This window comes from Bacillus sp. AY3-1 (assembly GCF_008368785.1).
Lineage (GTDB): Bacteria > Bacillota > Bacilli > Bacillales > Bacillaceae_G > Bacillus_A > Bacillus_A wiedmannii.
The window spans coordinates 249391-271301 of record NZ_QORZ01000007.1 but is presented as its reverse complement, the minus strand read 5'-3'; the positions used below and the strand labels follow the sequence as shown (position 1 = coordinate 271301).

Sequence of the window (21911 nt, the reverse complement as noted above, 5' to 3'; positions counted from 1 at the left end):
TTGATTTTTTCTGCTTTCGCGACATTCACGCTCGCTATTTCTAGCCACGTTGTAGTTCAATCAGCTTTAGGGATTGCCCGCAGTTAACCCTCACTACTAGCCAATCACTTGACTAGCAGGGCTTACTGATATATTTAATTAACTTTCGTTATAATTGGTTAAATAAATCGTAACAGTTAGTTACCCTTTAACATTTGTTTACTTAAGTTCGCGAACCTTAAATTCGTATATGACCAATCACCCGATATTATAGTTATTCCGTCTAAATTCGCTTCTTCAAAATCAGAGCCAGTCATTTTACATTCTTCAAACTTCGATACGAATAAATTCACACCAACAAAATTACAATTTGCAAATGTAGTTCCTTGATGGATAGAAGCGTTAAATAGAGCACCTGTAAAATCACATTCTATGAAATTACAATTTTCAGTAGAAACTTCCGTTGCATCCCCCCCTCTAAAAGAGCATTTTATGAACGTACAATTTTTCAATTCCTCTTCTTTAATCAAAACATCTTGAAAATCTATTTCTATATACTCTTTATTTACAAATTCACTCATAACTATTCCTCCATTTCCTCAAAGAAACCTCACTTGAAAAAAGTGAGGTTTCTTCTCATACAATATGCCCATCTAACCAAGAAATCAAATCTTGAAATACTTCATCTCTATTTACTTCGTGGAACATTTCATGTCTTCCATTTTCATATAAGCGCAGCGTTACATCTTTCATGCCACATTTTTTATAATTTTCATATACTTCTTTTACACCTTTCCCCATATCCCCAACAGGATCACGATCTCCTGAAAAAATATGTATTGGAAGATTTTTCGGTGTTTTCTTAAACTCTTCTAGTTTATTTACTTCTAATACCCCAGAAAATAATTCACGATAAAAGCTTGTTGTACAAATAAATCCACATAAAGGATCCGCAATATATTTATCAACTTGATTATTATCTGAAGATAACCAATCAAATTTCGTACGATTTGGCTTAAAGTGTGAGTTGAAATTTCCGAAAGATAAAAAGTTTAGCATCGGACTTTTCGTTTTTGCCCCGCGTAGTTTCATCTCGATTGTCGCTACTTTATGACCAATGACTCCTAAGAATCCCGGGTTCCCACCAGTTCCTGAAATAAGGAATCCATCATATAATCCACCTTTAAGTTGTACAGCACGTCTTGATAAAAAAGAACCCATACTATGTCCAAGTAAAAACAACGGGCATGTCTGCTCTTTTCTTATCGTTTCTGATACAAAAATAACATCAGAAACAGCCTCACTCCAACCTACATTTGGTTCAAAATGACCATAATCTTCTTCTCTTTTCACTGTTTTCCCATGACCTTTATGATCATGCGCATAAACACCATACCCCGCTTCTAATAAGGCAGCAATAAAGTCTGTATAAACACCTGCATGTTCTGTCATACCATGTGCAATTTGAATAATCCCTCGCGGATCTCTTTCTGGTAGCCACTTACGTAAATAAATTTCCGATCCATTCAATGCCGTAACGAAACTTTCCTGTACGTTCATTTCGTCAGCCCCCAACTCTATTATGTATATCAAAAAATGAATATCCATTCATTATTCTTATTATGTATTATATGCAATTGCCTTCATTATGACAAATGACCCACTTTTCCAATTAGCTCTTAAACTAATATATTGACGAACATAAAATAAAATTATATAGTTACTTACATAAAGTAATTATTATATTTTGGGGAGGTTTCTATAATGATACCATCATTATTTTTAGCACACGGATCACCAATGCTTGCTATTCAAGATACAGACTATACAAGGTTTTTAAAAACTCTTGGCGAAACATACAAACCGAAAGCAATTGTTATTTTCACCGCTCACTGGGAAAGCGAAGTATTAACGATTTCTTCATCAGATAACGAATATGAAACAATTTATGATTTTGGAGGTTTTCCTCCTGAGTTATACGAAATCAAATATCGTGCGAAAGGCTCTTCTAACATTGCATCTATGTTAGAAACAAAATTTAAAAACAAAGGTATTCCAGTCCATCATAATATGACGAGAGGTTTAGATCATGGCTCATGGACTCTTCTGCATCGCATGTATCCAGAAGCAAATATTCCTGTTGTCCAAATATCAGTCAATCCATTCCTTGCTGCAAAAGAGCAATTTAAGATTGGCGAAGCACTAAAAGGACTTGGACAAGAAGATATTTTAGTAATCGGGAGCGGTGTTACCGTTCATAACTTACGAGCTTTAAAATGGAATCAAACTACACCCGAACAATGGGCAATTGAATTTGATGATTGGATTATTAAACATATGCAGACTACTGATAAAGATGCATTATTTAATTGGGAGAACAATGCCCCTCATGCACAATTAGCAGTACCAAGAGCAGAGCATTTTGTTCCTTTATTTATCGCTATGGGAAGTGGCGATAATAACGGTGAAGTCATTCACCGCAGTTACGAGCTTGGTACATTAAGCTATCTTTGTCTTCAATTTTAAAGAAAAGGATGAAGCAATCGTTGCTTCATCCTTTTTATTTTTCATTCACTTAGTTAACTAACTTCCAAATGTCGTTTCTCTGATACCTCTTCGTTCTTATTGTGAAAATAAACCCAAATGCACGCAATAAATAATAGTGATGAAGTAGAAAAGAAAACATATTGGAAGCCCGCATGTGCTGCAATTTGTCCACCAAGTACTGGTCCAATCATATTTCCTAAAAACTGAAACGATTGATTATACCCAAATATTCTTCCCGTTACATGGGTTGGTGTATGTTGTTTTAGTAGAGTTTGTACGGAAGGTAATAGTCCTGCTTGTGCAATACCTAATAAAAAGCGAAGAATTAATAGTTGCCAAGCCGAGGTTACAAATGCTTGCGGAATAAAAATAATTCCTGCCGCAAACAACGCCACAACTAACGTTTTTTGAGGTCCAATACGATCTGATAATCTCCCTAACTTAGGAGCTGCCATAATAATAGCTAAACCTGTCGCAGACATGACTGCGCCTGCAATCATTTCAATATGAGCCGTTCCTGGGCCTTCTAAATTCTTTACATACAATGTAATAATAGGTTGAATTGACATGTTCGCAAGTTGAATAATAAATGTTGTTACAAATAAACTAATAATTAAATGCTTTGCTGGAACCATCGTCCATACTTTTTTCGGTTGTGCTTTTTTTGCTTGAGCGGAGTGATTCTCTTCATGTAGGAAGAAAAAAACGATGAGAAAAGAAAGGAATAAAAAAGCTCCTGTAACAAGAAAAACATGGCGCATTCCAATTAACTCAGACAAGTATCCTCCAAGTAACGGGCCAAGTAAAGAACCGCTCACGCCCCCAGTTGAAATTGTGGAAATTGCCCAACCTGAATGCTCTTTCGGAGTTTCTGCTGCAATAAATGTCATCGCCGTTGAAAGGAAACCAGATACTGCTCCCATCAAAAACCTTAGTGCGACTAGTTGATACACATCCGTTACAAACCCCATAAGCGTCATAATAATCGCCATACCAAGGCTCGCACGAATCAGCATCAATTTCCGTCCATGTATATCACCAAGCTTTCCCCATATTGGTGATACGATCGCACCCATTAAAAATGTTATACCAAATGCAAGTCCTGACCACTGTGCAATGCTAGAAGTGCCAGTCACCCCTAATTCCTCAATATAAAAAGATAAAAAAGGAATTACTAAACTCATACCGGCTGCAGTGGTAAAACAACCTAGCCAACAAATCATTAAATTTCGTTTCCAGTTGGCCATTTTCACACCTTCTTTCTTTAGATACCCATTCTACACCCTTTCTTGTAAAAAGTTTAGTAATTTGCTTTATTTGTAAGATTTACTACAAAACCCGCTATTTTCTAGTAAAAATCACTACATCTCTACATTATTTTCATAAAAAAACCAACTCCCATATATGGAGTTGGTTACTTATTCTCTAACGGTATTAAACGCGCATCACAATTTCGCTCATAAAACTCAATCGGACCTGCTTGTCCAATAATTGCGTATTCATATCCTTCTTGCTTCATACTATGTAAACAACGATGTAACAATTCCTTACCTACACCTTTCACGCGATTTTGTTTCGCTGTGCCCATTGGACCAAACAACCCTCTCTTTCCTCTCACTACATCGTAACAAGCGAAACCCACTATCACTTCTTCTTGTTCTGCTATATAAATAGGTAAATTTTCTTTATATGTACGAAATCCATACTCTATTGAATGTAACCAACGTTCACCAAATTCTGCTTCAACAAAACTTGCTAATTTTTCAAAATCAGAAGGGCTAGCCTTTCTAACAGTACAAATTAAATGATTATAAGTAGGAACAAAATATTTTAGATCGACCGCTAAATCTCTTGGCTCAGCTATAATACGTAATATATCTTTTTGTATTTGTGCATTTCCAATAAACGTATCCGTGCGGAATAGCGCATATATAACATGCCCTTCATTTATTATTACTTGCTGGAAACGTTCCATACGTTTCTTCGCTATTTGTAAAATTTCTAGCACCTTATAAGATACCTTATATTGTCCTATTTTTTTATACTCTTGATACGGTGAATCGTATTGTTTTCGTATTGAAAATTTTTCTAAAAAATCCGTACCCAAGTTACGAAACAAATACATATACAACTCGCTACAAACTCCAGTGCCTTCTTTACTCATTCCGATAAACAGATGAGTTGATTGAATAATATTATTTTCCGCCTCTTCTGCTGCAATCTTCAATATGTTATGAACACGTTTTGTATATTGAAATTCCTCCATATATATATCCATCCCCTACTACTTTACTATTAAACCGTAACCGTAAATAAGTGAAACGATTATTCCAACTACCAATATACCTGGCAGTAAATTTGCCACTTTAATTTTAATAATACCAAGTAAGTTCAATCCAATAGCGGCTATCATAATACCACCTGTAGCTGTCATTTCCACTATAAATTGATTCATTAATTCTTTCGGGACCAAACTATTAATTTGTGTTGCAAAAACCGCAATCCCTCCTTCATATAAAATAACTGGAATCGCCGAAAATACTACGCCAATTCCTAAAGTTGTCGTTAATATAATAGAAATAAACCCATCGATAATCGCCTTTGTAAATAAAATATCATGATTTCCGCGAATCCCACTGTCGAGTGCACCAAGTATGCCCATCGCACCAATTGCAAAAATTAAAGTAGCTGTTACAAACCCTTCTGATATGCTCCCTTTCCCTTTCGATCCAACTTTATTTTCTAGCCAATCTCCTAACAGCTTTAACTTTTCCTCTAGTTGTAGCCATTCCCCGATGACGGTACCAATAACTAAACTTAAAATGACAACAAGAAAATTTTCACTTTTCAATGCCATTTGAAGTCCAAGCACAGTAACTGCTAAACCGATTGCATGCATAATTGTTCCCTTCATACTTTCTGGAATTCTACTAAATAATTTTCCTAGTAAAGTACCAAATATAATACAAATCCCATTTACAACTGCTCCTAATATAACCATCTCTCGTTCTTCACCCTTCGAATTCTTTATTTCTATATTTTGGTTTATACATTGATTTACAGGTTATCTATATGTTAACTTAATATTGAGAATATTAACAAATGTTTTCACTACATAATCTGCATTTGTAGTTATACTTAAAGTGAAACTTTAACTAGCGCGAGTTTTATTGCCCACAAATTGCGGTATAAACTCAAAAGGGAAGGTATTTATGAAAACTTTACTAAAACGATTTCTGTTAATAGCCTTTTGCATTACACCAATTGTTTTATTAGTTAACTACTCTTTTATTTCAAAAGCGAAAGACAAACCCGATTTGCAAAACAAATCTAGTAAAACAGCTTCAACAAGTGAAAAGAAAATAGAAGACAAGGAAATCACACTCACCTTCTCTGGTGATACAATGTTCGATTGGCAATTACGTCCTGTAATCGAAAAAAACGGGGCTGATTATCCATTCCAACATGTAAAAGAAGAAATAACAAAAGCTGATATTTCTTTCGTTAATTTAGAGTCAGCATTTACAACGAGAGAAAAGAAAGCTCCTGGACAACTGTTTTGGATTAAAAGTGATCCATCTACACTAAAAGCTATTAAAAACACGGGATATGACATCGTAAATATTGGGAATAACCATACACTTGATTATGGGCAAGATGGATTATTAGACACGATTTCTCACGTTGAAAAATTAAAGTTCCCTTACATTGGAGCCGGAAAGAATGCAAAGGATGCATATACTGCACGGGAAATGACTGTAAAAGGGAAAAAGTTCAAATTTCTTTCCTTCGTTCGATTTATGCCTGATACGAATTGGGTAGCTGGTGACAATAAACCTGGCGTTGCGAACGGATATGATTTAAATCTTGTAACAAAAACAATTAAAGAGCAAAAGAAAGATGCAGACTATTTAATCATCTATATGCATTGGGGCGTTGAAAAATCAAATCGTCCGGTAGAATACCAAAAACAATATGTACCTAAAATGGTTGAAGCAGGAGCTGACGCGATTGTCGGGAGTCACCCGCATTGGTTACAAGGATTTGAGTATTATAATAACGTTCCTATCGCTTATTCATTAGGTAACTTTTTATTTCCAAGTTATGTAAGCGGGAAAAGCGCCGAAACTGGCGTATTAACTTTAACTTTTAAAGGAAAGGATGTCCAAATGTCATTCAATCCTTACATCATTCGCAACGACCAAATTTCACCTGTAAATGAGGAAGAAAAGAAAAAAGCTCTGCAGTATTTACAAACGATTTCAACTGATGTAGATATTGATGATACAGGGAACATAAAAAACAAACGAAATTAGACAGCGCAAAATCTATTTCTCTGTAACATACTTTACAGAATAGGTGATAAACATGCTGAAAGACTTATTAGAAAATGTAAGTTTGTTAGAGAATATTTATAAAATATCTATAGCCGTTCTACTTTTATGTTCATTTTTTTCTGTTAGACTTCTAAAAAAAATAAAACGTGAACGAAAGCTTACTACCTTTGAATTTACAATGTATGTAATTATTCGCATTGCGATACTCTTTTGGTTAACTAGCTTTATCCTACTTGAATATGGAAAGTATATAGTGTAATTATAAAAAGATAGATACAAGCAGCATTTCCGCTGTTTGCATCTATCTTTTTTATTTGGATGCTAACTCTTTCCTTCTATTAAATAAGCAAATCAAACAAAATAGGATTTTTATTAAGCTCCATAAATTGAATATTATTTTCTTTAAAACGAGTAATTAACTGCTCGTAATCTTCTTTATGTTTTAACTCTACTCCGACTAATGCTGGACCATTTTCTTTATTATGTTTCTTAATGTATTCAAAACGAGTAATATCATCTTCTGGCCCTAATCCTTTATCAAGAAATTCTCTTAACGCACCTGAACGCTGTGGGAATTCAATGATGAAATAATGCTTTAACCCTTCGTAAATGAGAGAGCGTTCTTTCATTTCTTGCATTCTATCAATATCGTTATTTCCACCACTTAGCGTACATACAACTGTTTTACCTTTTATTTCATCTCTATATAAATCAAGCGCTGCAATAGATAGTGCACCAGCCGGTTCAGCTACAATTGCATTTTTCTTATACAGTTCTAAAATCGTCGTACAAACCTTTCCTTCTGGTACTAAAACAATATCATCAATTACATCTTTACACGTTTCAAATGTTAACTTCCCTACTTTTTTGACAGCTGCCCCATCAACAAAACTATCTATTTTCTCTAACGCGACATTTTCGTTTTGAAGAAAAGCCTCTTTCATAGATGCAGCTCCCATTGGCTCTACGCCAATGACCTTTGTAGTAGGACTAACACCTTTTACATATGTACCAACACCTGATGCTAACCCACCGCCTCCAATTGCTGTAAAGATATAATCAACTGGTTTCTCCAGATCATGCATAATTTCAACTGCCACTGTTCCTTGACCAGCAATAACATACGGATCATCGAACGGATGAACGAACGTCATTCTATTTTCCTCACAATAGCGCTGTGCTTCTTGGAACGAGCTATCAAATGTATCACCAACTAATACAATTCCCGCAAAATCACCACCGAAAAATTGTACTTGCGATACTTTTTGTTTAGGTGTCGTTGTTGGCATAAAGATTTTTGACGGAATCTTCAATAAATTACACGTATAAGCAACTCCTTGTGCATGATTACCAGCACTTGCACAAACAACACCGTTTTGTAATTGTTCTTTCGATAAACTTTGAATTAAATTGTACGCACCACGAATTTTGAAAGAGCGAATTAATTGTAAGTCTTCTCGTTTTACATAAACGTCACAATCATATTTCTCAGATAAAACTGTATCACGTTGTAACGGTGTTTTAATAACGATATCTTTCATGCAATTATGTGCCATTAAGATATCTTCAATTTTCACTCTCTCCTTTACCTTTTGCACCATTTCATATCATCCTTATCTCTTTTAAATTGGCTCAATCAAAATCCGGGATTTTTAGAACTGCACCTGTATTCGCCGATGTTACCATCTGCGCATAACGTCCAAGCCAGCCAGTTTTCACTTTCGGTTCTGGTCGTTTCCATTCTTTTTTACGCTTATCTAATTCTTCATCACTAACTCTTACTTCTAACAATCTTTCCTCAACATCGATACAAACGATATCCCCTTGCTTGAGAAGTGCAATCGTTCCGCCCGCAGCTGCTTCTGGCGAAATATGCCCTACCGAAATACCACGTGAAGCTCCAGAAAAACGTCCATCCGTTAATAGCGCAACATCTGCGCCTAATCCCATACCTGCAATCGCTGAGGTTGGTGCTAACATTTCCGGCATACCAGGGCCACCTCTTGGTCCTTCATAACGAATAACAACTACATCGCCTTTCTTAACTTTCCCAAGCATAATGCCCGCAAGCGCCTCATCTTGTGAATTAAAAATAACGCAAGGCCCTTCAAATCGTTTTACTTCAGTTGCCCCACTTTTAATAACTGCACCATCTTTCGCAAGGTTTCCTTTTAATATACGTAATCCACCTTCTTCACTATGAGGGTTTTCGAGAGAATGAATAACTTCCTTATCTTTAATCTCTGCATGAGCAATGTTTTCTCTTAATGTTTGCCCAGTAGCAGTAATACGGTCTAAATGAAGCACCCCTTCTTTTCGGCTCATCTCTTTCAAAATTGCACTAATTCCGCCTGCTCGATCAATATCCTCCATATGCCAATTGGAGGCAGGACTTACTTTACATAAATGTGGTACACGTCTTGAAACGGCATCAATACGGTTCATATCGTAATCTAAACCCGCTTCTTGTGCGAGCGCTAACGTGTGCAATACTGTATTCGTTGATCCACCCATTGCCATATCAAGCGCGAACGCATCATCAATTGCTTCTTCCGTTACAACGTCTCTTGGTTTAATATCTCTTTCAATTAAAATCTTTAATTTCTCTGCTGCTTGTTTAATTAATTCTTCACGTCTTGGATCAATAGCTAAAATACTTCCGTTACCAGGAAGAGCTAAACCTAATACTTCACATAAACAGTTCATAGAGTTTGCTGTAAACATACCGGAACAAGAACCACAAGATGGACAGCCATGATCTTCAATATCCTTTAATTCTTCTTCTGAAATTTTACCAGATTGATAAGCTCCTACACCTTCGAAAACAGAACTTAAATCGACAACGTCTCCTTTTGACGTTTTTCCAGCCGCCATCGGACCACCTGAAACAAAAACAGTTGGAATGTTAATACGAAGTGCAGCCATCATCATACCAGGTGTAATTTTGTCACAGTTTGGAATACAAATCATGCCATCAAACCAATGTGCATTTACAACCGTTTCTACTGAATCTGCAATGATTTCACGACTCGGAAGCGAATAACGCATACCGATATGCCCCATCGCAATACCGTCATCTACTCCAATTGTATTAAATTCAAATGGAACCATACCTGCTGCACGTACTGCTTCTTTAACAAGTTTTCCAAACTCATTTAAGTGCTTATGACCTGGAATAATTTCAATAAAAGAATTACAGATAGCTATAAACGGTTTATCAAAATCTTCATCTTTCAAACCAGTTGCTTTTAATAAACTACGGTGTGGCGCTTTATCAAAACCTTTTTTAATCATGTCACTTCTCATCTTGTCAAATCCCCTCTTACGTATTTTTCACATACAATCGCTTACACTATTTCTTTACTAATTCTTTCGGTGCATGAATCCAGCTCATCATTTCACGAAGTTCTACCCCTACTTTTTCTAACTGATGATTTTGCTCTGCTTTTTTCATCGCATTATATGTTGGACGCCCAGCTTGGTTTTCTAAAATCCATTTCTTCGCGAATTCACCTTGCTGAATTTCTGTAAGTACTCGTTTCATCTCTTTCTTCGTTTCATCTGTAACGATTCTCGATCCTGTTACATAATCTCCGAACTCAGCCGTATCTGAAATAGAATGGCGCATGTTCGTTAAACCACCTTCGTACATTAAATCAACAATTAATTTTAATTCATGTAAACATTCGAAATATGCAATTTCAGGACGATATCCGCCTTCTGTTAATGTTTCAAAACCAGCTTTCACAAGTGCAGTTACCCCGCCGCAAAGTACCGCTTGCTCTCCGAATAAATCCGTCTCTGTTTCTTCTTGGAATGTCGTTTCAATTACACCTGCACGTGTACACCCTACACCTTTTGCATACGCAAGTGCTACATGTAATGCGGTGCCTGTTGCATCTTGATGTACTGCGACTAACGCCGGAACACCATTCCCTTCTTGGAATACACGGCGAACGAGATGACCTGGACTTTTTGGCGCGACCATTGCTACATCTACGTAACTTGGCGGGTTAATTTGTCCGAAGTGAATATTAAATCCATGTGAGAAAAGTAACATTTGCCCTTCACGGAGATTCTCTTCTACTTCTGTTTTATACACATGTGCTTGCTGTTCATCTGGCAATAACATTTGTACGACTTGCGCGGTTCGAACCGCTTCTGAAACAGACATTACTTCAAACCCATCTGCTTTTGCTACTTCAAAAGACTTACCATGTCGAACACCAACTACAACTTCTACACCAGAATCACGTAAATTTTGTGCTTGCGCATGACCTTGAGATCCATAACCAATTACCGCAACTGTTTTCCCTTGTAATAACTCTACATTTGCATCTTTTTCATAATACGTTTTCATATTCGATACACTCCTTATAATTTATTTACTTGCAGTACATCAATTAATTTTTTCAACTGACCAACAAGTAATGCCGCTTCATTTTCAGTACAAACTGCTGTGAGTTTCATTTCAGAAACGCCACTAGTATCTCTTTCGTTTAAATATAAAGAAGAAATATAATAGCCACGCCGAGCAAAAATTCCACTTATACGTAATAAGACGCTTGGCTCGTTATGAATAACGAGTGAAAAAGTATGACTCATTCTTCCCACCTCTTCATAATCATTTCGTTATTCCCTTTGTTTGGCGGAACCATCGGAAATACGTTTTCACCTTCTTCTACACAAAAATCAACTACGACAGGACCTTCGTGAGCAAATGCTTCTAACATCACTTGTTTCGCCTCTGTTGAATTTGTCGCCCTTAATCCCTTCACTCCATAAGCTTCTGCCACTTTCACAAAATCTGGCGATCCAATTTTCGACTCTGATAAACGATTTTCATAAAACATCTCTTGCCATTGCCTTACCATTCCTAAAAATTTGTTATTTATAATAAATACTTTTACAGGAATATTATTTTCAGCAATTGTTTGCAGTTCTTGAATGTTCATTTGAAAAGAAGCATCGCCTGCAATACAAATGACGAGTTCTTCCTCTTTTGCAAGCTGAGCACCAACTGCTGCTGGGAAACCAAACCCCATCGTTCCTAGTCCACCAGATGTTAGAAAAGTCCGTGGATTTTTCGCTTTATAAAAATGAGCAGCCCACATTTGATGCTGTCCTACTTCTGTCGTAACAATCGCTTCACCGCTCGTTAATTCACTTACTAGACTAATAACATGCTGTGGTTTTAACTCACTTTCTTTTTGATGATAAGAAAGAGGATATTCCCTTTTCCATTCCTCGATTTTCGTAAGCCATTTATCTGTCTGTGTACAAATCGGCATATGTAACAGCATGTGTAACGCTTTTTTCACATCTCCAACAATCGGATATTCCACAGTTACATTTTTATGAAACTCCGAAGGATCTATATCAATATGTACCTTTTTCGAATACGGAGAAAAAAGTTCTAATTTTCCTGTTACACGATCATCGAAGCGAACACCTAAAGCAAGTAGTAAATCACATTCTGTTACTGCCATATTTGCAGCGTACGTTCCATGCATGCCGAGCATTCCTAAAAAGAACGAATCTCCTGGCGGATACGCACCCAGTCCCATTAAAGTGGAAACGACAGGAATACGATTCTCCCTCGCAAATTTGATGAGTTCATCAGAACCACCTGAATGAATGACCCCTCCTCCAATATAAAGAAGTGGACGTTTTGCTTCGGAAATTGCTTTAGCTACCTCTCTAAGCTTCCTACCGTCTGGCATAGGCTCTAATTTGTACCCTGGAATCTCAATTACTTCATTATAAAAACTTGTTACATTTTCATTTTGAACATCTTTTGGAATATCAATTAATACTGGTCCTGGTCGCCCGCTTTCGGCGATGTAAAAAGCTTCTTGTACAATACGTGATAAATGATTCACATCACGAACTTGGTAATTATGCTTCGTAACAGGTACTGTAATCCCGACAACATCTGCTTCTTGAAATCCGTCTTTTCCGATGAGAGGTTTTGCAACTTGCCCTGTAATGACAACTAAAGGAATCGAATCCATATAAGCATCTGCTAAACCCGTAACTAAATTTGTCGCCCCTGGGCCAGAGGTAGCAAAGACTACCCCGACCTTTCCAGAAGCTCTCGCATATCCTTCTGCCGCATGAATGGCAGCTTGTTCATGACGAGTTAAAACGTGCTTCAAACCACTTCCATATAACGCATCGTACACTGGCAAAATCGCTCCGCCTGGATAACCGAAAACAGTCGTTACACCTAATTTTTTCAAGCATTGAATAACATGTCCGGCACCTGTCACATCTTCACACTGTAATTTCTCACGTGTTGTATGCTGCTCCATTTTAATTAACTCCTCTCCCTATCTACAGTAAGCTCTCCGCCAGTCCTGGAACACGTACTCCTCTTTCTCTCGTTAACTTTTTAAATTCCTCTGTCAATTGTTTCGTTACACTTCCTGGTTTTCCATCTCCAATCTCTCTTGAATCAACTTTTACAACTGGAATTAATTCTGCTGCCGTTCCTGTTAAAAACACTTCATCTGCTACATATACGTCATGGCGAGTAAATGGCCTTTCCTCACATGGAATATTAAGTCGTTCACATAGCTCAATAACACTATTTCTCGTAATACCTTCTAGCGCCCCTAAGTAAGAAGGAGGTGTTAACACTTTTCCATCTTTCACAACGAAAACATTGTCTCCAGATCCTTCACAAACATATCCTTGTTGATTTAACATAAGGGCCTCTAACACTCCTGCTTGTGCCGCTTCAATTTTCACAAGTACGTTATTTAAATAGTTCATTGACTTAATACGTGGATCTAATGCATCTGGCGTATTACGTCTCGATGCAACAGATACAACGCTTAGTCCATTATCGTAAAATTCCTGTGGGAATAACTTTAATTGTTCTGCAATGATAATAACGCTCGGTTTCACGCAACTTCTAGGGTCGAGCCCTAAGTCACCTTTTCCTCTTGAAACAATTAATCGAATGTAGGCATCAGCATATTCATTTTTTTGCAGTGTTTGTAAAACTGCTTCTTCCATTTCGTCAACTGTCAGTGGGATTGTAAGTAAAATAGATTTTGCTGATTCGTATAATCGTTTTACATGTTCTTTTAAACAAAATACATTTCCACCGTAACTACGAATCCCTTCAAATACACCATCTCCGTATAAAAAACCGTGATCATATACTGAAACAACTGCCTTTTCTTTTTCTACAAATTCCCCATTCATATAAATATACTGGTTTCCCATCTCACATCGCTCCTCTTTTTTCTCTCTATTTTTGCAATCTATTTCTATATCGATTGCTGAGACGAGTATTTTAACAGAATATTCAGTATATAAATTTTAAAAATATACTCGTCTCAACAATCGATTACATACATACTTGTAGCAATCCATTGCTGAGACGAGGGAATCGTGGTACCACTCAGCTTCCTTACACTTCTCACGAAATATAAGCTCTGCAAGTCCAATTAGACTTTTGTTTTTCTATCGGAAACAACTCCGCTACTTTTTACTAGTTTTCAAAAGTAGTACTCCGAGGTGATTTTCAATGATGAAATTGTTACCACCCTCACAGCTTCTGGGCAGCTCTCTGAAACAATTTTCTTCATTTACTCTCCTCTTCTACGCATTATCGTATTCTATTTTTTAAAATAAAAACTCTCGCCTCAGCAATCAACTACTACAATTTAGTAGCTTTGATTGCTGAGGCGAGAGTTTCGCGTTACCACTCAGCTTCCTTATACTTCTCGCGAAATATAAGCTTTGTAGGTCCAATTAGACCCCCGTCCTTTTACCGGAGACGATGCCGTCGCCCTCTACTCAGTTTCCCTTTCGCAAGCAATGCTCCGAGGTGATCTTCAATGATTCGATTGTTACTACTCTCACAGCCTAGGAGCAGCTCTCTGAAACGATCATAACCATCTACTTTCCTCTTCTTTGCATATGTAACATATAAAGTTGGAAAATTCTTAATTAACTTTTATTTGTTAAACGTATTATAGGACGTTGTTCTTTTCATTGTCAACATGTTTTCCAAAAAAAGATTTAAAATTCAATCCATTTTACTAGAAGACTATTTATTTTTTCTCAAAACAAAATCGGAATGAACTCCTTACACATACTCATATATTACTTAAGTATGTTCGCATTAATACATAAAGAAAAACAACTTAATAACATATAAAATTTTATGAGGAGATGAGAAAACTATGTTAAAAGGAAAAGTGGCATTAGTTACAGGAGCAAGCCGAGGAATTGGACGTGCTATTGCAAAACGTTTAGCAAACGACGGTGCATTAGTTGCTATTCATTACGGAAATCGAAAAGAAGATGCTGAAGAAACTGTTTATGAAATTCAATCAAATGGCGGATCGGCTTTTTCTATCGGTGCAAACCTTGAATCTTTACATGGTGTAGAAACCCTTTATAGTTCTTTAGATAGCGAATTACAAAATAGAACTGGTAGTACTAAATTTGATATTTTAATAAACAACGCTGGAATTGGTCCTGGTGCTTTTATTGAAGAAACGACTGAACAATTTTTTGATAGAATGGTTTCTGTTAATGCAAAAGCACCATTCTTTATCATCCAACAAGCTCTATCTCGTTTACGTGACAATAGCCGAATTATTAATATTTCATCCGCTGCCACTCGTATTTCTTTACCTGATTTCGTTGCATATAGTATGACGAAAGGTGCTATTAATACAATGACTTTCACGCTAGCAAAACAGCTCGGAGCACGAGGAATAACAGTGAATGCAATACTTCCCGGATTTATTAAAACAGATATGAATGCGGAACTCTTGAGCGACCCAATGATGAAACAGTACGCTACTACCATTTCCGCTTTTAATCGCTTAGGTGAAGTAGAAGATATTGCCGATACCGCGGCATTTCTCGCTTCTCCAGACAGCCGATGGGTTACTGGACAATTAATTGATGTGAGCGGAGGATCTTGTTTGTAATTTCTTAATCTACTTACGCAAAAAAAGCCAGCATTTTTGCTGGCCTTTTTCACTGTGTAAAACGATACCCTACTCCCCAAATTGTTTCGATATATGATTTATCAAATGGATCGAGTTCAATTTTGTGACGAATATTTTTCACATGGACAGCAACCGTTGCTGCATCACCAATGACATCCATCCCCCATACAGTTTCAAAGAGACGATCTTTACTAAATACTTGATTTGGATGTTCTGCCATACAAGTTAATAAATCAAATTCTTTTCCTGTTAACATGATTTCAGTTCCATTTACAAATACACGTCGGGCCGATTTATCAATAAGTAATCCTCGAATACGAATTTCATCTTTTATTTGTTCTCGTTTTCCTGTTAAACGATCATAACGAGCTAGATGAGCATTTACACGTGCCACCATTTCACTCGGGCTAAACGGTTTTATAATATAATCATCTGCTCCAAAACCTAACCCTTTAATTTTATCGATTTCCTCTTGTTTTGCGGACACCATAAGTATTGGTATGTCCTTTTCCAATCGAACTTGTTTACAAATTTCATATCCATCTATTCCCGGTAACATTATGTCTAAAATTAACAAGTCATAATCCTCCAGAAGAACTCTTTGTAAACCTTTTTCGCCAGAGTAATCAATATCTACTGTATACCCAGCAACCTCTAAATAATCCTTTTCTAACTCTGCTATAATAGCTTCATCTTCAATAATTAAAATTCTTTTCAAGATGCTCTCCTTTTTCTAATTGATTTTTTGTAATGTAAATGCCAGCGTCGTTCCTTTACCTTTTTTGCTTTCTACCCAAATATCACCACCATGTTGTGTGATAATCTGATGTGCAATTGACAAACCAAGTCCGCTTCCACCTGTTTTAGAATTTCTAGAATGATCTGCACGGTAAAACCTTTCAAATATATGAGGCAACGCCTTCTCTTCTATTCCTACCCCATTATCTTTTATGTAAATCGTTACATAATCAATAGATTCAGTCATACGAATTCCTATATATCCTTCTTCTTTATCCATATACTTCACACTATTCCAAATAATATTTGTAATAACGCGTCGTAATTTTTCACGATCACCTTTTACCAAAATAGAAGTATCCTTTTGAGCATCCCATCTCACTGCAATTCCCTTATCTTGTAATTCAAGCTGTAGTTCTTCTATACAATCAGATAAGTATTGGTTAATTTCAACCTCTTCAAATTGAAACGGTTCCTCTTTTAAATCAAGTTTTGAAAAGAGAAAAAGCTCGTCAATTAATTGATCCATATCAAACACTTTATGATAAATAATCGTTAAATATTTATTTAATTGTTCTGGAGTTCGAGCGATACCTTCTTTAATTCCTTGTACATAACCTTTAATAGCCGTAATTGGCGTCCGTAAATCATGAGAAATATTTGAAAGCAGCTCTTTACGATTCTTTTCATATTGCATTTGCAACTCGACCGATTCCTTCAACCTGCCACGCATCTCTTCAAACGATAAACTTAATTCACCTATTTCATCTTTCGCAAGTAGCTTTACTTGAAAATCTAAATCACCCTTTTGAATTCTTTCCGTTGCCTGCTTTAATGAATGCAATGGCTTAATAATACTCCGTGATATAAAATATGTTAATATTCCATTCGTAATAATTAACCCAAGTATTAAAGAGAATACGAAATACGGGAAAAATTCTCTAATCATTTCTTCTAAAGGATTTACATACTCAAATACAAAAATACTAACCTTATCCTTCTCTTCATCGTAGTAATCAAATTGCTTATAGTAAAAAGAATTACCCTCTATTTTCACATCCATTCCCTTTCTTTGTCCTTCCGTTTCAAATGCGGGCAGGTATTTATCAAACGAAGAGATTTTAAAATATGGGGATGAATATGTAAGCTCATCATTTTTTCGAATTAGTAATCCTGCTTGATTATCGTTTAATTCTTTATCAGTTTCCTTTAAAAAATTTATATCCTCCAATTTATTTGGAGCATACGATGAAAGAATTTTTAACCTACTAAAAATATCATCTTCATCTTCTTTTGTACGAATAGCTCCCTCCTGCTCTTTATCAATGAGAGAATGACTAGTTTGATTAAGACCAATGATTGCTTTTGCAATACGAATATCACCAAATAAAGTAACACTAATTAACATAACTGCTATACCGCAAAAAACGATTGGAATAATTACCATCGCAACATACGACAACAGCAATCTAATACGGATTGACATTACAGAACTCCTATGAACATTATAATTTTAGCTAGTTACAGAATTCACCGGAAACGAAACTTGACTCATCCAAATACCAGCTAATAATACGAGTATAGCTAGAACAATTTCTAAGAGCAATAAACGGCGATTAACTGTTCCGATATCGTTACCCCATGTTTTCGTTTGTCTCCATGCTACAATTGTAATTATACATACAGTAAGAATCTTTATATTTAAAAGGTTCGTCCATATTGAATTAAAATTAAAAAGTACCCAATTCCTCGTCTGTAAAAACACAATTAATTCCCCAGAAAGAAATGCTAGAATAAATGAAATACCAGCAATAATGCTAAAATGCTTACGGAAACGCTTTTGATCAAATGTAATTTTGTATAATGTTGTCCACGCTATAACAAGAGCTAAATAAATAAGTGCTCCTAGCCACACTGCAATACTCATAACGTGGACCATTCTAATTATAACTGCTGCCCAATTTGGATTAGTAATCCACACATGACCTGTGAAAGAAAAACTCGCAACAAGAAATCCCCAAACTAGCGCATACCATTCGTTCCCCATATGCTGCAAAGACATAAGAACTAATAATAGCAGTTGAATCATAATAATAACTGAAAATGGCGAATGAATAAGTAAACTTCCCTTCGGAATAACTGACTTATATACTATTAATTCGGCTATTAATCCTACTACAAGTATAGAGAAGAAAATCTTTTTCATATTCTTCATTCTTTGCAATATGGAAGGTAATCTATAACGTTTTACAAACATATCGAGCCACTTTACTCCTGCTCCAATTAAAATCATTCCCTCTACAATATAGCGTAGTGTTACTATCATAACATCTGAAAATACTGAGCCACTCCCACTCGCATTTCCCTCTACCACTACATTAGTTTGTACTTCTTCTCCAATTGAAAAGGGATAGCCTCCCTCACTCGGATGTCCGTCTGCAGATATCATAGACCACCTTACTGTGTAAGTACCATTATTTAAGTTTGGTATTTTCACTTTTATTTTTGTTGGGTTATCTAATATTTCAACCTTTGATACTTGCACTCTCTTTGCACTTGGATCTAGCAGTTCAATATTGACTACATTTCCTGTAACTGGTTCACTAAATTCAAGAATAATCTGTTCCGGTTGTCCTGTCAGAACCTCACCCTCTTTAGGGGTGATTCCTACAACACTTGTATGAGCAAATACACTACTATGAGAAAATAAAAATATACTTACACTTGTTACAATAAATACTATCATTCTATAAAGCATGAAAACCTCCGTATTATTATTCTGGATGATTACCTGAGTGATCTCCGGTAGAAAATGGAGTAGTTACCCCCTCATAATTCATCATCGTATGCATTCCTTTTTCTGCATGAACGAGATGATGACAATGAACCATCCATAGTCCACTATTATTTGCCTCTAAAGCAATTTCATATTCTTCTCCCGGAAAAACATTAACTGTATCTAAGTAAATCGGACTTCCCTCCATTGGTTTACCATTTTTAGAAATAACTTGGAATGTATGTCCATGCAAATGCATTGGATGAATTTCTTCTCCCTTATTTTTAAAGCGAATCTTAACTTTATCTCCTTTCTCTACTTTAATGGGTGGAATATCAGGTGATGTCTTTCCATTAATCGTATACACCCATTTTTCTTGTCCATTTACATCTTTCACACCTTCTGCCAAATCCATATCATAGACCTTTGTAAACTTTGAATCTATCGTAAACTTGCCAACTTCTTTTTCTCCATATTTCGTAAAATCAAACCATGGATAACTCTTTATATCAATAGGTTTTTTCGGCAAAGAACCGTTCCCAATAGTCGCCGTTAACATTCGATTCATTTTCTTAGATGGATCCACATTAATAAGTTTTACACTTGTTGTTTCCGGCATTTTAAAAACAAGGTCATAACGTTGTGCAGCTCCCATCGGAAGAATTGCTTTATCTAGCTCGTCCCCACCTTTTATATCACGACCATCTAATGCAATAATTTGAAATGGCGCCCCAACTAATGTCATTAAATGCGTATTATTCCCAGCATTAATTAAGCGAAGGCGTACTGTTTCACCTGGTTTTGCATCCAATCGTAGTCCCTCACTTGTATCATTTAATGTAAATACATCGTAATCATCTCCATCAGATAAATCTTTGAGTTGATCATTACTTGGCATCATTAACGGGCCTTCTAAAGTTTGCGCCTTTTCATTTCGAATATGATTGCTAGGGTAGCTATCCCAGTCTTTATCTTGTTCGCCATTATGCTTACGGGTTTTTATGGCTCCTGTTTTCCATTCATGGATTGCCACTGTATAATCCTTTTCATATTTTATAGCTGGTTTATTCGGTTCAATAACAATGGTTCCAAATAGTCCCCGCTCCGTTTGTATTGCACTTTTTTGATGTGAATGATACCAATATGTCCCCACCTGATCAGCATTAAATGCGTATGTATATGTTTCACCTGGTTTTATAGCATTTTGCGTAACACCTGGAACACCGTCTACCGCCGTAGGAACATCTAATCCATGCCAATGGATTGTGACGGGTTCTGGCAATTCATTTTTCAAATTTACAACAATACGTTCACCTTGTTTAACTCGAATTTGAGTACCCGGTGATGTTCCATCAAAGGTCCATGCATCTACCTTTTTCCCATTTCCCAAATCTAAACTTGCTACTTTCGCTGTAATATTAAAAGTTTTTGTAACCCTTTTTTTGGCATTTGAATTAGCAATAGATGTAATTGATTCTGAAGTAGATGTTGCATCTGTTAACTTCTTTTTTTCATTTGTACCTGGGTAATTATTCATTAAAAAATATCCAAAAATAACTAACCCTAATAGTAAGCATGCCGCAATCAATATATTTCTTAAATCGCTTTGTATAAATTCCTTTTTCATATTAGTCTCTCTTTCATTTTTTGTTGTAAACTATTAATTTTCATACGTGGATTCATTGACTATCACCTCACATATTCACTTCGATTTACATCATAACACTCAGAAAAAAAGAAACTTTGAAGGAATTTTAAAGACTTTATAAAGAAATATATTTCAATTTTTCTTTACTTCTAAATCTTTTTTATTGCGCAATAAAAAAGATTGTATAATACTATATAAAACATATATATTTAGGAGGATTACAACAATGTCCGAAAAAACATACGAACTCGCAACCTTCGCAGGCGGTTGCTTTTGGTGCATGGTAAAGCCATTTGATGAACTTGCTGGTATTCATAAAGTACTTTCTGGCTATGCAGGTGGTCATGTAGAAAACCCAACATATGAACAAGTAAAAGCTGGTACATCTGGTCATTTAGAAGTTGTACAAATTACATTCGATGCTTCTATTTTTCCATATGAAAAATTACTAGATTTATATTGGCCACAAATCGATCCAACTGATGATGGCGGACAATTCTTTGACCGTGGTCCATCTTATCGCACTGCTATTTTTTATCATAATGAAACGCAAAAAGAGCTTGCTGAAAAATCAAAACAAGCTCTTGCAGAAAGCGGTATGTTTAAAGAGCCAATCGTAACTGAAATTCGCCTGGCTGCACCTTTTTATGAGGCTGAAGAATACCATCAACATTTTTATAAAAAAAATCCGGAGAAATATGCTACTGAGCAAAAAGAATCTGGCCGTGAAGACTTTATAAAAGAAAATTGGCAAAAAAAATAATAAAAATGCATCGTACCTTTTAAGTACGATGCATTTTTATCTTTGAAAAAAGTACCATGCAATAATGAGAACAACCGCTGTCAATGTCCAAAGTGCGATTTCATTTTTCACTCTACTCTTTTTCTTAGTCATTTCCTCTCCT

The 21911-nt window shown here is 36.0% G+C and carries 19 protein-coding genes, 1 pseudogene and 1 other annotated feature; of the genes and pseudogenes, 5 read left to right on the top strand and 15 right to left on the bottom strand.

What is annotated here, in order from left to right:
- Positions 1-182 precede the first annotated feature (182 nt).
- Positions 183-560 (bottom strand): annotated as a pseudogene (locus tag DN389_RS05070) (pentapeptide repeat-containing protein); the annotation flags it as partial.
- Positions 561-615: 55 nt separating this feature from the next.
- Positions 616-1539: an alpha/beta hydrolase gene (locus DN389_RS05065; protein ID WP_098191369.1), complete on the bottom strand. Its 924-nt coding sequence runs from the start codon at positions 1537-1539 to the stop codon at positions 616-618.
- Between the two features lie 204 nt (positions 1540-1743).
- On the opposite strand from DN389_RS05065, the gene DN389_RS05060 reads away from it, so the two are divergent.
- On the top strand, positions 1744-2505 hold the full coding sequence (locus DN389_RS05060) for a DODA-type extradiol aromatic ring-opening family dioxygenase (protein WP_149236873.1): 762 nt from the start codon (positions 1744-1746) through the stop codon (positions 2503-2505).
- 53 nt (positions 2506-2558) lie between these two features.
- Here the strand turns inward: DN389_RS05060 and DN389_RS05055 are convergent, their stop codons facing one another.
- From DN389_RS05055 to DN389_RS05045, 3 genes are all read right to left on the bottom strand, one after another.
- Positions 2559-3773: a multidrug efflux MFS transporter gene (locus DN389_RS05055; protein ID WP_060489966.1), complete on the bottom strand. Its 1215-nt coding sequence runs from the start codon at positions 3771-3773 to the stop codon at positions 2559-2561.
- Between the two features lie 167 nt (positions 3774-3940).
- Entirely contained in the window at positions 3941-4792 is an 852-nt protein-coding gene (locus tag DN389_RS05050; protein ID WP_098191367.1) for a GNAT family N-acetyltransferase, read from the bottom strand.
- An 18-nt stretch (positions 4793-4810) separates the two neighbouring features.
- Entirely contained in the window at positions 4811-5527 is a 717-nt protein-coding gene (locus DN389_RS05045; protein WP_046955070.1) for a DUF554 domain-containing protein, read from the bottom strand.
- 211 nt (positions 5528-5738) lie between these two features.
- Here DN389_RS05045 and DN389_RS05040 point away from each other — a divergent pair, with 211 nt between their 5' ends.
- Complete coding sequence (locus DN389_RS05040; protein WP_098191366.1) at positions 5739-6842, top strand: CapA family protein; 1104 nt, start codon at positions 5739-5741, stop codon at positions 6840-6842.
- A gap of 52 nt (positions 6843-6894) precedes the next feature.
- Entirely contained in the window at positions 6895-7122 is a 228-nt protein-coding gene (locus DN389_RS05035; protein ID WP_000910223.1) for a hypothetical protein, read from the top strand.
- A 79-nt stretch (positions 7123-7201) separates the two neighbouring features.
- Here DN389_RS05035 and ilvA read toward each other — a convergent pair whose 3' ends face one another.
- Genes ilvA through ilvE form a run of 6 tightly spaced genes read right to left on the bottom strand, consistent with a single transcriptional unit; the run spans position 7202 to position 14099 of the window.
- Complete coding sequence (gene ilvA, locus DN389_RS05030) at positions 7202-8464, bottom strand: threonine ammonia-lyase IlvA (protein ID WP_098191365.1); 1263 nt, start codon at positions 8462-8464, stop codon at positions 7202-7204.
- 31 nt (positions 8465-8495) lie between these two features.
- Complete coding sequence (ilvD, locus tag DN389_RS05025; RefSeq protein WP_098191364.1) at positions 8496-10169, bottom strand: dihydroxy-acid dehydratase; 1674 nt, start codon at positions 10167-10169, stop codon at positions 8496-8498.
- A 46-nt stretch (positions 10170-10215) separates the two neighbouring features.
- Positions 10216-11223: a ketol-acid reductoisomerase gene (ilvC, locus tag DN389_RS05020; RefSeq protein ID WP_000861130.1), complete on the bottom strand. Its 1008-nt coding sequence runs from the start codon at positions 11221-11223 to the stop codon at positions 10216-10218.
- A gap of 14 nt (positions 11224-11237) precedes the next feature.
- Positions 11238-11468 (bottom strand): ACT domain-containing protein, encoded by a 231-nt coding sequence (locus tag DN389_RS05015; RefSeq protein WP_142343660.1) that lies wholly within the window; start codon positions 11466-11468, stop codon positions 11238-11240.
- Positions 11465-13177, bottom strand: coding sequence for an acetolactate synthase large subunit (ilvB, locus tag DN389_RS05010; protein WP_088121840.1), 1713 nt, complete (start codon positions 13175-13177; stop codon positions 11465-11467). The genes DN389_RS05015 and ilvB overlap by 4 nt, the downstream gene beginning before the upstream one ends.
- A gap of 22 nt (positions 13178-13199) precedes the next feature.
- Positions 13200-14099 carry a branched-chain-amino-acid transaminase gene (gene ilvE, locus DN389_RS05005; protein ID WP_046955076.1) on the bottom strand — a complete coding sequence of 300 codons (900 nt, stop codon included), beginning with the start codon at positions 14097-14099 and terminating at the stop codon, positions 13200-13202.
- Between the two features lie 150 nt (positions 14100-14249).
- Positions 14250-14489, bottom strand: a binding site (T-box leader).
- A 575-nt stretch (positions 14490-15064) separates the two neighbouring features.
- Between ilvE and DN389_RS05000 the strand changes: the two genes are divergently transcribed.
- Complete coding sequence (locus DN389_RS05000; protein ID WP_098802862.1) at positions 15065-15823, top strand: SDR family oxidoreductase; 759 nt, start codon at positions 15065-15067, stop codon at positions 15821-15823.
- A gap of 49 nt (positions 15824-15872) precedes the next feature.
- Here the strand turns inward: DN389_RS05000 and DN389_RS04995 are convergent, their stop codons facing one another.
- From DN389_RS04995 to DN389_RS04980, 4 genes are read right to left on the bottom strand one after another with little or no spacing between them, the layout of a single operon-like run.
- A complete protein-coding gene (locus tag DN389_RS04995; protein ID WP_075310075.1) occupies positions 15873-16562 on the bottom strand; it encodes a response regulator transcription factor in 690 nt (229 codons plus the stop codon).
- A 15-nt stretch (positions 16563-16577) separates the two neighbouring features.
- A complete protein-coding gene (locus tag DN389_RS04990; RefSeq protein WP_149236872.1) occupies positions 16578-18068 on the bottom strand; it encodes a sensor histidine kinase in 1491 nt (496 codons plus the stop codon).
- 27 nt (positions 18069-18095) lie between these two features.
- Positions 18096-19340 carry a copper resistance CopC/CopD family protein gene (locus DN389_RS04985; protein ID WP_098191361.1) on the bottom strand — a complete coding sequence of 415 codons (1245 nt, stop codon included), beginning with the start codon at positions 19338-19340 and terminating at the stop codon, positions 18096-18098.
- Positions 19341-19356: 16 nt separating this feature from the next.
- Positions 19357-20985, bottom strand: a complete 1629-nt coding sequence (locus DN389_RS04980; RefSeq protein ID WP_149236871.1) for a multicopper oxidase family protein — start codon at positions 20983-20985, stop codon at positions 19357-19359.
- Positions 20986-21232: 247 nt separating this feature from the next.
- Between DN389_RS04980 and msrA the strand changes: the two genes are divergently transcribed.
- Positions 21233-21769, top strand: a complete 537-nt coding sequence (msrA, locus tag DN389_RS04975; RefSeq protein WP_098802859.1) for a peptide-methionine (S)-S-oxide reductase MsrA — start codon at positions 21233-21235, stop codon at positions 21767-21769.
- The last annotated feature ends 142 nt before the right edge of the window (positions 21770-21911 follow it).